Raw genomic sequence first — 14,894 nt, forward strand, 5'->3', positions numbered from 1 at the left:
TCTTGCGCACGGGACCCTTGTAATCCCGTAGGAACGCCCGCAACTCAGGTGTTTGCACCAAGTTAGACTGTTGCGGCGTCTGGCGCCTTCCTGTTTACTTGCACTCTTTCTGCGCAGAGGCCCCACTTTTAGGCCCTGCAGGCAAAATCAGCATTAATGTGGTTTCTGAATAATGATTGGCAAACTGATAAAAACAGTCTTCGGTTCAAAAAATGACCGCGAACTCAAGCGCATGCGCAGAGCGGTCGTCAAGATCAACGCGCTGGAAGACGAGTACAAGGCGCTGGATGACACCGCGCTGAAAGCCAAAACCGACGAATTCCGCCAGCGCCTGGCGGATGGTGAAACCCTCGACAAGATTCTCCCCGAAGCCTTTGCGGCGGTGCGCGAAGCCAGTGACCGCACCCTGGGCATGCGCCACTTCGATGTGCAGATGATTGGTGGTATGACCCTTCATGAAGGGCATATCGCGGAAATGCGTACCGGTGAGGGTAAAACTCTGGTGGCGACCCTGCCGGCTTACCTGAATGCTCTGGAAGGCAAGGGCGTTCACATCGTTACCGTGAATGACTATCTCGCCAGCCGTGACGCCAACTGGATGCGCCCGGTATACGAATTCCTCGGTCTTACCGTGGGTATCGTGGTTTCCCAGCAGCACCCGGAAGACAAGAAGGCGGCCTACCAGGCGGACATCACCTACGGCACCAACAACGAATTCGGCTTCGACTATCTGCGCGACAACATGGTGCTGCGCAAGGAAGATCGCACCCAGCGCCCGCAGAACTTCGCCATTGTGGATGAGGTGGACTCCATCCTGATCGATGAAGCCCGTACCCCGCTGATTATCTCCGGTGCCGCGGAAGATTCCTCCCAGCTGTATATGGCCATGAACAAACTGGTGCCGCAGCTGGAGCGCGGCGAAGAGGGAGGCGAAGGTCACTACACCGTGGACGAAAAGAGTCGTCAGGTGGAAATGACCGAAGACGGTCACCAGCTGATTGAAGATCTGCTCACTCGCAGTGGCCTGCTGAAAGAGGACGAATCCCTCTACGCGCCGGGTAACCTCGGTTTGCTGCACCACGTCAACGCCGCCCTGCGCGCCCACGTGCTGTTCAACAAGGATGTGGATTACATCGTACAGAACGGCCAGGTGGTGCTGATCGACGAGCACACCGGCCGCACCATGCCTGGCCGCCGTTTGTCCGAAGGCCTGCACCAGGCGCTGGAGGCAAAGGAAAACGTACAGATCCAGAGCGAGAGCCAGACCCTCGCCTCCACCACCTTCCAGAACCTGTTTCGCTTCTATCCGAAGCTCGCCGGCATGACCGGTACCGCGGATACCGAAGCCTTCGAATTCCGTCAGATCTACGGCCTCGACGTGGTGGTGATCCCCACCAACCGCGAAAAACAGCGGGAAGACCTAAACGACCTGGTGTACCTCACCAAGGACGAAAAGCTCGAAGCCATCATCGAAGACATCAAGTACTGTCGCGACAAGAAGGCGCCGATCCTCGTCGGTACCGCGTCCATCGAGACCTCTGAGGAAATGTCACGCCTGCTGCAGAAAGCCAAGATCGAGCACCAGGTACTGAACGCCAAGTTCCACGAAAAAGAAGCCCAGATCATTGCCCAGGCCGGTCGTCCGGGCACTGTGACCATCGCCACCAACATGGCAGGCCGCGGTACCGATATCGTGCTCGGCGGTAACTGGGAGGCGGAAGTCGAAGAGCTGGCGCAAAGCCAGGGTCGCGAGGCAACCGCCGAAGAGATTGAGAAGATCAAGGGCGAGTGGAAGAAGCGTCACGAAACCGTGATCGAGGCCGGCGGCTTGCACATCATCGGTACCGAGCGCCACGAATCCCGCCGTATCGACAACCAGCTGCGTGGCCGCGCCGGCCGTCAGGGAGACCCGGGCGTGACCCGCTTCTACCTCTCGCTGGAAGACAACCTGATGCGTATCTTCGCCTCCGACCGGGTGAAGAACTTTATGCAGATGCTGGGTATGGAGCGCGGCGAGGCCATCGAGCACCGTATGGTGTCCAACGCCATCGAAAAAGCCCAGCGCCGTGTGGAAGGCCGCAACTTCGATATTCGTAAGCAGCTGCTGGAATACGATGATGTGGCCAACGATCAGCGTCAGGTAATCTACTCCCAGCGCAACGAGCTGCTGGAGGCGGACACCATTGGCGACACCATCACCGCCATTCGCGACGATGTAGTCAACGAGCTGATCTCTGCCCATGTACCGCCGCAGAGTGTGGAAGAGCAGTGGGATATCCCCGCGCTGGAACAGCAGCTCGCCTCCGAGCTGGGAATTCAATTGCCGGTCCAGCAGTGGCTGGACGAAGACCGCACCCTGCACGAAGAGAGCCTGCGCGAGAAAATCGTCGAAGAAACCCAGGGTGCCTACCAGCAGAAGCTGGCGCGGATTGCCGAGAGCACCGGCGACGAGAACCTGATGCCCACCATCGAGCGCCAGGTCATGCTGCAGGTTCTGGATCAGTTGTGGAAAGAACACCTGTCCAGCATGGATCACCTGCGCGCCGGTATCGGTCTGCGCGCCTACGCCAACAAGAACCCCAAGCAGGAGTTCAAGCGCGAGTCCTTCCAGCTGTTCCAGACTCTGCTGGAAAACCTCAAGCACGAGGTGATCCGCGTATTGGCGCACGTAGAGCCGATGACCCGTGAACAGATGGAGGAGATGGAGCAGCGCCGTCTGGAGGCCCAGCGCCGCCAGCAGCTGGAGCTGCAACACGCCCAGGCCTCCGCCATGCCGGAAACTGAAGCCGCCACGGCAGAAGCGAATCCGGAGCCGGTACGCCGCGGCCCCCGTGTTGGCCGCAACGATCCATGCCCCTGCGGGTCTGGCAAGAAGTACAAGCAGTGCCACGGCAAGCTGACTTCCTCCACTCCCACCTGAAAACTACTGCGCGGTAGTTAGGTAATTAATAGAAAGGCCCGCTCTTACCCAGCGGGCCTTTTTATTTATAATCCGCGCATTCTCTGTTTTTGCTCAAGGACGTAATTTCATGGCGCAGCCACTCCCTCAGATCCCCGGTGTTCGCCTCTCCGCCGTTCCCGCCAAAATCAAAAACTGGCAGCGCGACGATCTGTTGCTGATCGAAATCGCTGAGGGCGCTAGTGTCTCCGCCACGTTTACCCAGAATGCCTTCTGTGCGGCACCGGTACTGGTGGCCAAGGAGCATATCCGTCAGGGCAATATCCGCGCGTTGCTGATCAATGCCGGCAATGCCAATGCCGCGACCGGTGAGCGCGGCCTGAAAACTGCGGAGCAGAGCTGCGAAGGGGTTGCTGCGGCGCTGGGAATCAAGCCGCAACAGGTGTTGCCATTCAGTACTGGCGTGATCGGTGAGCACTTGCCGGTACAAAAAATTCTTGATGCGCTGCCGGCGGCTGTGGATAACCTGCAAGCGAATGCCTGGGATAGTGCCTCCAGAGCCATCATGACCACCGACACCCGCCCAAAGACCGCGAGCCGCACCCTCGAAATCGCCGGTGAGACCATTACCATTGCCGGCATCGCCAAGGGCGCCGGCATGATCCAGCCAAATATGGCAACCATGCTCGCCTACGTCGCCACCGATGCGCGTATCGCACAGCCGTTGTTGGATGAGCTGGTGAAAGAGGCGGTAGGGGCATCGTTCAACCGCATCAGTGTGGATGGGGATACTTCCACCAATGATGCGTGTGTACTGATTGCCAGTGGCGCCACCGGCAGTGAAGTCGAACGTGGCAGCGAGGCTTACACACAGCTCAAAGCGGCCGTCATTGATGTGCATATCGAGCTGTCGCAGGCCATCGTGAAAGACGGTGAGGGCGCGACCAAATTTGTTACCGTACAGGTGAACAATGCGGCGAGCTCAAAAGAAGCCTTGCGTATGGCGTTTGAGATCGGCGAGTCGCCGCTGGTAAAAACCGCAATGTATGCATCTGACCCGAACTGGGGGCGCCTGGTAATGGCGATCGGCAATGCCGGCGCCGAAAACCTGGATACCAGTAAGATCAGTGTGTTTCTCGATGATGTACAAATAGTGGAAGCGGGTGGTCGCGCCGATAGCTATACCGAGGAAGCTGGGCAGAAAATATTTGGGCAAGCGGAATTCACTATTACCGTCGACCTGCAACGGGGCGACGCTAGTGAACATATCTGGACCTGCGACTTCTCCCACGAGTATGTGACAATCAACGCCGAGTACCGCACCTGATGGGAGAGTCGGCCATCAAGCATATTCACGTTGCGGTCGGTGTTATTCTCGGTGCCGACGGTCGAATCCTGTTGGCCAAGCGCCCGGATCACCTGCATATGGGTGGACGATGGGAATTTCCGGGCGGCAAGGTCGAGGGCAGTGAGACCATTCAACAAGCGATGAGTCGAGAGCTGAAAGAAGAGCTCGATATTGAAGTGAAAGCCATGGAGCCGCTAATCGAGGTTCGCCATGACTATGGGGATAAGCAGGTGTTTCTGGATACCTGGTTTGTTACCCAGTTCAGCGGAAAAGAGCGCGGTGTTGAGGGGCAGGAGCTGGCTTGGGTTTCTGTTTCGGAGTTATCAGATTTTCATTTTCCTGATGCCAATCAACCTATTGTTGAGGCGATACAAAAGAGCGACCTTCTTGGTTCGTAAAAGTCCGAGGTTCCGCTAGTTGGGTTTCGGGCAGTAAAGCAGCGGGTATTCGTTTTCGAAACCGAGCTAGGCGCCCCCCTTCAATACATCCATGTACGCTGCGTCGGCGACGTCCCTGTCGCCGACGCTTTCGAAAACGAATCCCCGCTACTTTACTTTCGCTTCGGCCTCTGCGCATTGTTCGTTCAACAATGTAACCTATTCAAAAGCGAGAATTTCAAATCTAAGACAAAGTGCTGGGTGTGGGTTTTCAGGATCGTCGCAAACAGGATGTTTGCGCCGAAGCGCCCAGGGATGGGTTCACAGCGGTCCTGAAAACCCACACCCAGTGCTTTGTCGCCACTGAACTGTCTAAGTGGGGCCCCGAAACTCAAGGGCTAATAAAAATCCCACGCTTGAACAAGAACCGCAGCACCAACCACTGCAGCAAAATCACACCACAGGCAATCACCAAAATCCCCGCTGCTTCGGGCAAGGCTGAAGCAATCCCGCCGAACACACTCTTACTGGTATATGTCCAGTTCACCAGGCTGGTGCCGAGATACACCAGAATCGCATTACAACCAATCACCGAGAAGAAGTAGGTGAAGGTTTTCCAGTGCCACATATCCACAACCAGGTAGAAAATACCCAGCAGAAGTAAGCAGCAGCCGCAGGTGATCAGTACAAACGAGCTTGTCCACAGCTCCTTGTTCACCGGGTAATTCCAATGCCATAAAAATCCAATGAGCAGACAGGTCGCGGCGCCGATAAACAGGCCTTTGAGAATGGCCCCGTGATCACCCGCATTCTTGCTGAGCCAGCGGCCGGCGAAGACGCCGAACATCGCATTGGCTATCGCCGGAATGGTTGAAAGAACACCTTCCGGGTCGTAGGCACGGTTCTGATAAGTGATACCCGGCAGGAAATGCTGATCCACCCAGGCATTGATCGAGCCCTTAGGCGTGTAATCTCCAGCGATAGCCTGAATCAGCCAGTACGCAAGCAAGATACCGGCTGTAATCGCGTACTGAGCGCGAATACCAAAATGCCAAACGATCATCGCAGCAAAAAACCAGGCAAAACCGATACGAGCCAGCACACTGGCATAGCGGATTTCACCCAGGTCTGCCGGGATTCCGGTACCCCAACCGTGGTTGTAAAGAACTCCCAGCAGGATCAGCAAAAACAGACGTTTTATCGCCCTGCGGTAGATCGGTGCCCGCTGGCTGATCGGCAGCCCCTGCAAAGACTTGTTGGCAAGTCCGAGGGTGACACCGGAAAGAAAAATAAACAGCGGAAAGATCAGGTCGTAAAAACTGAAGCCGTGCCACTCGGTATGCTGCATCTGACCGTGGCCAAACTGGAAAATGGACCAGCCGGTGAGTGCAAACAGCGGCAGGAACAGCGCCTCGCCCCCGATAATCCAGAACATATCGAAGCCGCGCAAAGCGTCTACGGATGCAAGTCGTTGCTTTTTACTGACCATGGTTACTACTTTCTAAGTCAATGTTTTCGGTTTTGAAGTACGGAGCGATCCAGATCGTTCCGTACTTATAGGTGAAGATTCAGCGCATCAAAGTCCGCAGGGAGACTCCAGCTTGGGGTTCCAGTCGGGCACGGTGTCGGTAAACGCGATCTTTTCTGCGCGCAGGTTTTGTACCTGTTGGGAAACCTCTTCGGGACTGAGTACTTCATCCGCGATGTGATAAACCCAGTCTACTTCCTGTCATAGGTGCGCAGCTCGTTTGAGTCGATAAGTCCCTCCTGGGTGAACCACAGATTGAAATTGATCGACATCGGTTCTTCTGGATATACATGTTCACTGTGCTCCGCAAACAGTTCGCCGTCGACATAGTAGCGGATCTTGTTCTCTGCGGCTTGTAGAACCAGAGTGTGCCAGCCGGCGAAGCTGCCGGGCTTGGTGCTGTACTCGTTGTCTTTCACAAGCGGGTCGAGCTTGAATGTTTGCCAGCTGGTAGCAAAAAGTGCATTGTCGGGCTCTCCCCAACCGCCGTTGGCGAGATACTCGAAATCCATCTCGCTGTAGTCCGGGTCCATGTCTGCCTTGAGAGGGCTGATGGTGTAGAAGGTCTCGATGATTTGATCGCCAGTGCAGCAATCGCGGTGACAATATACAGGGGGCGCATATTCATAATTATTGCCATCGTGGTTTCCTTATTTTTATTGCGTAATTAAACGAAAAAAGCCCCGACGGAAGCCGGGGCGAACATAGGAGCAAATCCTGCAAAGGAATTCCTATTGGTCACAACGCAGAGAGAGAATTGTTAAACGACTCTTATCGACTACCCATCCTGTGAGAGTGGACCGGCGCTGCGTCGCCGGTCCGGCTAGATTCGTTGTGCATCGAGCTTCAGATATTGCAGACGAAGCTCCAGCTGCCGTCCGCGGTGCCCGGTTCGGACTGGGTCCACCATTTGGCTTCGAAAACACTGTCATTGTGGATGATCTGATCACCCCCGGCCGCGTGATTGCCTCGCGGCCATTCGGGGTAGGTGACCAGATTGCTGGTATCTACGCCCGCATCGCTGCAGCTATCACCACTGCCGCCGCCTGAGCTGCCGCCGGAAGAGCTGCCACCGCCGCTGCCGAGCTCGGCGATTGGCAGGTCGGGGTACTCAAACGCCAGGGCATAGGTACTACCGTTAACGGTTGCGGTATAGGCCTGAGGGCCGGAAACCGGAAGGTAGTAGTTGAGTGTCATATCCCAGCTTTCACCGTCGGCCAGATCCTGCCATTCCGGAAGGCTGAAGCGCACGCGATGGAACTCGTTTTCCAGGCCGCCCACGTTGCCGCCACCGGCATTGGCGCCGTCTTCGATCACTTCCAGTCCGGCACCACTCTGGTCGGTGATGATATTGGAGGTGGAGGTCGGCATATCGAACTCAAACACGGTGCCGCCGGGCAGTACACCGCCGGTGTTGTTGGTGATGTAGAGCTTCGGATTCAGCGGGTAGTTCTGGTCGCCCAGCTTGAAGTCGGTGATCTCGATACCAATATCCAGTGCCTCTTCCGGTACGGCGCGATCGGTGCGCAGATGTCGGTAATCACTGGCGCTGGTGAACTTGTCATAGGCCAGAGTCGTCAGTGTGTCACCCATGAAGTACTCGCCCTTGGACGCGTCCCAGTCGTAGTCGCCGGCCAGCTCCCAGAACATGATGCCGCCAACGCCTTCGTCGATCACATACTGCACCTTGGCGTCCATGGACTCTTCATCTTCAGTGGAGATGAATACGTCTTTCTGGTCATTCCACAACCAAGGCGCTTCAGAAACACTGTCGTAGTTACGCACATAGGTGCCTACCAGCGCATCTTCCGGATCGTTGGCCGGATCCAGACCGTAGTCGCTGAGGTAGCTGCCGAGGATACCGTCTTCCAGGTTCTTGGCGTGCCACATGGGGTTGGAGCCCGCCCCCATTTCGTCTCCCAGGCTGTTTTTGTCGTGCCACATGTTGTCGATGCCGACCGCCCCGTTTCCGCAGTCGGCAGCGCCGCCGGTACCTTCAGGGCACTCGGATTGTGCCGGTAGTGGCGCAGAGCCGCCCAGGCCATTGGTGCCGCCGGATACCCCCTGCCAACCGCGAGTGTAGTAAGGGATACCGATGTTGATGCGGCCCGCGGGCATGGAACCGCGGAAGTACTTCACTGCCCAGTCGATGTTCAGGTAGCCGATGCCACCGTACTGGGATGTGCTGTACACACTGGCGGCCGCCAGTTCCGGGTCATTGCCGTTGTCGAACAGCGCGGAATTGTGGCCAACATATTCATTCCACGCCCCGTGCAGGTCGTAGGTCATGATGTTGACGTAATCCAGGTACTGGGTGATCTGCATGGTTTCCATGCCCCGCAGCAGGTAGCCGGAGGAGGGAGAGGCGATGGTCAGCATGTAGTGAGTGCCGTCGGTTTCGCCCGCCTCGTCCAGCTTCTCCCGCAGTACGCGCATCAGCTCCACATAAGACTCCATCAGGGAGCCACGCATGGGATTGGAAATCCCGAAATCCAGTGGATTACCGGCGTCGTTCATGCTGGTGGGGTATTCGTAGTCAATATCCACACCGTCAAAGCCGTACTGGCGGATAAAGTCCACGGAAGAGTTGGCGAAGGCCTCGATACCCTGGTGGTTAATACTGCCGTCGGCATTGGTGGTCATGGTGTAGAAGCCACCGTCGGCCACACGGTCGCCGTTCTCATTGAAATGGCCACCGGTTTCCGCCCATCCGCCCACGGATACCAGGGTTTTCACATCCGGGTACTGTTCCTTGAATTTGGACAGCTGATTGAAGTGGCCCTTGTAGCTGTAGTCCGGGTCGGTTTCCGCACCGGGGATACCATTCCATTCCATACCGGTGGCGGGATTACCCGGGTCACTGGTATTGCCCACGGATACGGAGTAGTCGCTGCCCACGTGGGCGAAGGCGTAATTGATGTGGGTGATTTTGCCCCACGGAATGTCTTTCACCAGGTAGCTGGGCTGGCCGTTGGCGCCGTTGCGCCAGCTGGTGAAGTAACCAATGATTCGGCGCGGGTGATCGGCGCCCATGTCTTCGCGGCCCTCTGCGTCATAGATGTCGCAGTAATTGGGCGCGGTACCCGGGGTGGTGTAGAGCCCGTCCGGGCGACAGGGGTGATCCCCGATAACGACCTGCTCATCTTCGACAGCAATGGAAATTTCCGAAGAGGCGTCCAGATCGTCGTTGTCGGTAGCCACTGCGGAAATGGTGTGATTGCCCAGCGTGGCAGTCCACTCGGCGCTGTATGGCGCAATGGCATCGGTGCTGAGCAGGCTGCCATCGACGTAGAAGGCAACTTGGCTCACGCTGCCGTCACTGTCTGACGCGCTGGCTGTGATGGTCAGGGTTTCGCCGGTGGTATGGCTGGAGCCATTGCCCGGTGCAGTGATATTAACCTGTGGGGCAACCGGGCCACCCACGACTTCCTCTTCCACGGTGAAAGTGACCGGTGAAGTAGTCGCGGTGAGGCTGTCGTTGTCGGTGATGCGCGCGGTGAGAGTGGGCTCACCGGTTACTGCGGTCCAGGTGGTTTCCCAGGGGGCGGCGGTATCAGTGTCGATCAAGGTACCGTCGATAAAGAATTCAACGGACGTTACGGTGCCATCGGAATCGGACGCCGAAACCGTGAAGACAACGCTGTCATTCTCGGTGTGAGTAGATCCGGCGGTGGGTGCAGTGATAGACCCCTGTGGAGCAACGAGCGGGGGGGGATCGCCATCCTCACAGGCGCCGAGCAGGCTCCACTCCTGATACTGGCCGGAATACTGTTCGGGGTCCTGGTTCTGGGTCCACCAGTTTGCCTTGTATGCGTTGTCGTTGTGCTGGACTTCCGCGCCTCCGGAGTAGGCGGTAGCGGCTTCCCAAACCGGGAAATTACTGCAGTCGACAGCGGCATAGCTGTGGCCCGCCGAGAGCATGGCTGCGGTCACCAGACCGAGCCTGAGCTTTGAGTTGATCATATAATGTTCACCTTGCGGCAGATTATTTTTATTGAATCACGACGCTGGAAACTCGGCGCCGCCAAATGACATCGCTGTCAAAATAGCAACCGGTATTCATCGAGGCAACACCAACTTTTCATAAAGCGGTCACAATCGAGCTTTTAACGCCAGAATTTGCGGCCGAAGTCAGATATGAGAAGAATGTCATGCTGTGGTCGCCCGCGAGACGACTTGCCGCAGGGTGGCGAACGTGCAGGCTGGTAGCGGAATGGGGAAGAAACGGAGCTCTTGCCGGGTATCGCTCGAACGGAGCGGCACCACGGCCTGGCTGTTACATATCCCAGAGGGAATTTGTCGCCATGGACAGAGTGATGCGCTCCTTGTCCTGGATATGCTTCAGGTTCTCGAAGACTTCTTTGACTTCCACCGACTCGATAGAGCCGTAGACAGAGTGGTATAGCTCAGAAAAATAGCGGTCTACTTCCTGCCCGAGCTTATTGATCTCGTCGATGGAGGGCTTGTCGCTCAGGTAGAGATTTTTTACCAGTTCACCGGCGGACTCTTCGTGGGTGTACTGCAGCCAGGTCTGCATGACTTTCTGCTCTGCAACGGCGCCATAGTTCTTGAGATTATTTGCCATGCGCAGCTCGTGTTCGTGCAGGTGCTTGAGCAGCAGCTGGGTGCGATTGTCCTGACTATTTTCCAGCAATTGCTGGTATAGCCCGGCCATATCCAGATGAAACTTTTGGGCATCCTTGAGAACTTCGTGGGCCTGTTTGAACGTCTTCATCAATGCGCCTTCTCGTTGGTTGGTGTAATTATAGTTTTCCGGTGGGAGCCTCAAATGAGGAGTGTGATACTTCTCTTATGGTTATAGTGCATATCCCCGGGCGTTCAAGTCATCGCAGGCGATAGACTCCCGGACACAAAAAAGGCGATCCGTTGGGATCGCCTGTGTATTTACGCTGTGGCCGGTGCCAGATGGAACTGCTCCATCATGATCTGTAATCGCTTGCGCTGCATCTTGAGGCTGTATTCCAGCTCCTTAACGCGGGTGCGGATGGTCGCATTTTCCCACTTTTCGACCAGGCGTTCGCGGGCGCTTTCATAGCGTGTTTGCTGCAGCTCTTTCCACTCCGCAAGCGCGGCCGAAAAGTCTTGCGCTTCTCGCTCCAGCAGTTGCTTCCAGCTTTCCTTGTGCTTGGAGTTTTCCAGTTTTTTCTCCGCGCGTTTGAACTGCATGGTCAGCATGGCCCGCTGGATACGCATTGCGGGTACCGTCTTCAAATTGCGCGCCAGCCCCAGCCAGCTGGCGGTCTTGATCAGCCACTTGGTGGGGTCCCAGTGGAACCAGCGGATACCGTTGCGGTAGTCGGTCTGAAAGATGTGGTGATAGTTGTGATAGCCCTCGCCAAACGTGAAAAACGCCAGCAGATCGTTGTCGCGGGCGGTGTTTTCATCGGTATAGGGACGACGGCCCCAGATGTGGGCCAGAGAATTAATAAAGAAGGTGGTGTGATGGTTCACCACGATGCGCAGCACGCCGGCCACCAGTAGCATGCCGAGGACATCACCGGTGAGCAGGCCGAGAACCAGCGGCACGCCCACATTCATTGCCACGGTAATGGGCACATAGTGGTTGTGCTGCCACATTACAATCTTGTCGCGCTGCAGGTCTTTGGCATTATCGAAGTCCACCGCACCACTGGGGTAGTCCCGCAGCATCCAGCCGATATGAGAGAACCAGAAGCCGCGATTGGCGGAATAGGGGTCTTGCTCGTTGTCGTCACAGTGGCGGTGATGGCGGCGGTGGCCGGAACACCAGATCAGCGCACTGTTCTGAAGCGCAGCGGCGCCAAACAGCGCATAAAAGAGGCGTAGGGACCAGTGGGCCTCGTACGTGCGGTGGGACCAGAGTCGGTGGTAACCGGCGGTGATGGAAATACCGCAGAAGGCACCCAGCACGGCAAATGCCAGCCAGTGGTACCAGTGATAACCAACCAGGAAGCCGTACAGCGGTACCAGGGTCACGGCGATCAGTGCGGTACTGGCGAACAGCACGGTCGTGAGCCAGATACGGGGGGCTTCGGGAACTGCTTTCATATTTTACAACCTTGTTTGAGCCTGCCGATTTCGGCGCTCGCTGGATCTGCTCGGGCCGAAAGGGAAATGCTACCGCAGATGCCGCCTCGGGACACGTTATTAGAGGGCGCCTGACATGCAAATCGCTGGATATGAGACCTGAAAAGAGTGCGCTAGTTCTCGGGCCGGCGGTGAGGTCTCGGCCCAAGTGGGATTTTAGCGCGCCACGAGTGGGTTGAAAGTCACGTTGGGGAGGAATGGTCCAAAGTTGCATTGTTTTGGTGCGTTAGTGGATTTTTGCGTTCAATCTTGGGTCAAGCGCTGTCATTTATCTTTAATAAAGGGTTCTTTAGCACAAAATTTTCAATTTGATCGAAGTTTGCCTGTATGTTTTTTGTTCAAACCGCTTGGGGGGGAGTTAGAAAACACCGTTTTTTGGCAATTTTTGAAAAGTTGGCACACCGGTTGCAATACTTTAAGCGTGGGCCGCGAGGTCCACGCTCCGGGAATCCATCACGGGTTATGGCAAACGTAATAATGCGTGACTTCCCGTTTTCTCTCATCATCGCTATTTTGGGCCCCGCATTGCGGGGCCTTTTTTTATCCGGCGATAAGTGATTCACTAGCCGTATTCCGGTCGCACGCGCGGCCTTTCCTAATAGAGCAGCTGCACGGCAATACGGTGTCGAAGACGACCCCCATACACTCCAGTCCATTTGGCCTGTACCTCGCCAGCCCCGGCGAGCTGGAAGGTCTGTCGCCAGCGCAGGCATTGAATCAGGCGCAATACCTGCACAGCCTTCTGCTGAGTGGGAGTCAGGGAATCTGGGAATGGCACCCGGAAACCGGAGAGCAGCGCTCTATCGGGAGCCTTTGGCTGCAGTTGCACCAGGACCCCCAAGCCGCGCTGTCCGGTATATGGAGTGGTGACCTGGGGCTGGTCCACTCCGATGATCGCGACGGGCTACTAGCGCTGCGCAACCGCCTGTGTCAGCAGGGCGCTTTCGCCGATACCACTTTCCGAGCCTATACGCGCGAAGGTCAGCTGGTATGGTTGCGGCTCTGGGCCCGCGTGTTCAGCGACCCTGCCGGCCAGCGATTCTTTCTCGGTGGCTGTACCGATTACAGTGAGCCGCTCACCGCACGATCCCTCTCAAATTTTTCTGGTGAACGATTACAGCAAACCCTGGACGCCATCGGGGATGGCCACTGGGAGTGGGATTTACGCGTAGACGAAGTCGTTCTCGATAACACCTGCTGGAGCATGCTGGGGTACGCCCGCGGGCAGAGCGATCCCGATGTCAGGGCCGCGCTGGCTCGCTGGAAGACCCACATGTTTCCGGAGGACTACCCCGATGTGAAGCAGGCGATGGAGGACAATGTCCGGGAGAGATTGCCGCTGGATGTGGCATTTCGCCTCAAGCATAGCGATGGCAGTACCATCTGGGTGCGGGCGCGCGGTAACGTCCAGAGCAATAGTGCGGGGCGCCCGGTGCGGGTGCTCGGGACGCTCGAAGACATCACTGCGACAAAAAAGAAACAGATGCGGGCGAAAGAAGAACTGCTGCGGCTCAAACAGCAAAACCGCGATCGCACGGAGCTGATTTCCAGCCTGGGACACGAATTGCGCACCCCGCTCAATGCCATTCTTGGCTACAGCCAGATGGTGGAACTGGATCAAAGCCTGAACCCGAACCAGAGACTGCGCCTTGCTGAAATCCGCAAGGCCGGGCAGCACCTCCTGCACCTGGTCGGTGATGTGATGGACCTGGCGCGCATCGACAGCCAGCGCCTGGCGCCCTCCATCGAGCCCGTGCAGCCGGCCAACCTGGTGGCAGATTGCCGGCAGTTGTTAGAGCCTCTGGCGGATACCCGCAAGGTCAATCTCACCTTCGAGCCGCTTGGCTGGGAGCGCGCCTATGTTCTCGCCGACCCGGTGCGGTTCAAGCAGGTTGTTCTCAACCTGGTTGGCAATGCGATCAAGTACAATCGCGAGGGCGGCCGAGTGGTGATTTCCCTGGCACCACAGGCAGAAGGGTGGCTGAGGTTGAGTGTCCTCGATACCGGCTGTGGCATTGCTGCGGGTAAGCAGCCTCAAGTGTTTGAACCGTTTAACCGCCTTGGTGCGGAGCAGGGGAAAATTGAGGGCACCGGCGTCGGACTGGCAATTGCCAGGCAGCTGACTGAGGCTATGGGTGGGCGAATTGGCTTCGACAGTGAAGAGGGGCAAGGCTCGGTATTCTGGATCGAGTTTATGATGAACGATGCCCCCAGCGAAGTACTGACGATGGCGGCACGCCCGGATTATGCGCAGATGCTTCCTCCGTGCCGGCTGCTCTACATTACCGGTCGAACCGCCAATGCTAGCCGCCTCAAAGTCGTACTGGCCTCCGTGCAGCAGGCTGAAGTTCAGACGTGCAATGATGCCATGCGTGGAATATTTGCCGCGCGTACCGGTCGCCCGGATATCATTCTGATCGACAGCGAATTACCCGGCGTGTCACTCAGGGACTTCGCTGCCATTCTGCGCGGAGATGCGACCACCGCACATATCCCACTGGTGGGTATTCTGGATCAGCGCAGTGACGACGTCGATTTCTGTGTACCCGCCAGTTACGACCTGACGAGCCTCGCCGAAGGATTGCGTTATGGTTTGTCACTTGATCAGGTTGATGTCGACGGGATTGAAGGTGAGCATTAGAACTCGTGCTGCAC

Annotated in this window: 9 protein-coding genes; 4 read left to right on the forward strand and 5 right to left on the reverse strand. The window is 56.8% G+C overall.

Annotated elements, in window-relative coordinates; all coding sequences use genetic code 11:
* Window positions 1–172 precede the first annotated feature (172 nt).
* From secA to mutT, 3 genes are all read left to right on the forward strand, one after another.
* Window positions 173–2,920 (forward strand): preprotein translocase subunit SecA, encoded by a 2,748-nt coding sequence (secA, locus tag ACYX4K_RS02540; protein WP_475093674.1) that lies wholly within the window; start codon window positions 173–175, stop codon window positions 2,918–2,920.
* Between the two features lie 109 nt (window positions 2,921–3,029).
* Window positions 3,030–4,226: a bifunctional glutamate N-acetyltransferase/amino-acid acetyltransferase ArgJ gene (gene argJ / locus ACYX4K_RS02545; RefSeq protein WP_475093673.1), complete on the forward strand. Its 1,197-nt coding sequence runs from the start codon at window positions 3,030–3,032 to the stop codon at window positions 4,224–4,226.
* Window positions 4,226–4,645 carry an 8-oxo-dGTP diphosphatase MutT gene (mutT, locus tag ACYX4K_RS02550; protein WP_475093672.1) on the forward strand — a complete coding sequence of 140 codons (420 nt, stop codon included), beginning with the start codon at window positions 4,226–4,228 and terminating at the stop codon, window positions 4,643–4,645. The genes argJ and mutT overlap by 1 nt, the downstream gene beginning before the upstream one ends.
* A 370-nt stretch (window positions 4,646–5,015) precedes the next feature.
* Here the strand turns inward: mutT and nagX are convergent, their stop codons facing one another.
* From nagX to ACYX4K_RS02575, 5 genes are all read right to left on the reverse strand, one after another.
* On the reverse strand, window positions 5,016–6,113 hold the full coding sequence (gene nagX / locus ACYX4K_RS02555) for a transmembrane glucosamine N-acetyltransferase NagX (RefSeq protein ID WP_475093671.1): 1,098 nt from the start codon (window positions 6,111–6,113) through the stop codon (window positions 5,016–5,018).
* A 230-nt stretch (window positions 6,114–6,343) separates the two neighbouring features.
* Entirely contained in the window at window positions 6,344–6,727 is a 384-nt protein-coding gene (locus tag ACYX4K_RS02560; protein WP_476178822.1) for a glycoside hydrolase family 16 protein, read from the reverse strand.
* A gap of 271 nt (window positions 6,728–6,998) precedes the next feature.
* A complete protein-coding gene (locus tag ACYX4K_RS02565) occupies window positions 6,999–10,115 on the reverse strand; it encodes a glycosyl hydrolase family 18 protein (RefSeq protein ID WP_475093669.1) in 3,117 nt (1,038 codons plus the stop codon).
* A 313-nt stretch (window positions 10,116–10,428) separates the two neighbouring features.
* Entirely contained in the window at window positions 10,429–10,887 is a 459-nt protein-coding gene (locus tag ACYX4K_RS02570) for a hypothetical protein (protein ID WP_475093668.1), read from the reverse strand.
* Window positions 10,888–11,057: 170 nt separating this feature from the next.
* A complete protein-coding gene (locus ACYX4K_RS02575) occupies window positions 11,058–12,200 on the reverse strand; it encodes an acyl-CoA desaturase (protein WP_475093667.1) in 1,143 nt (380 codons plus the stop codon).
* Between the two features lie 661 nt (window positions 12,201–12,861).
* Between ACYX4K_RS02575 and ACYX4K_RS02580 the strand changes: the two genes are divergently transcribed.
* The gene (locus ACYX4K_RS02580; RefSeq protein WP_475093666.1) at window positions 12,862–14,880 is read left to right on the forward strand and encodes a hybrid sensor histidine kinase/response regulator; all 2,019 of its coding nucleotides are present in this window, start codon (window positions 12,862–12,864) and stop codon (window positions 14,878–14,880) included.
* Window positions 14,881–14,894 lie beyond the last annotated feature (14 nt).

This window comes from Microbulbifer sp. ABF4_107 (assembly GCF_056312215.1).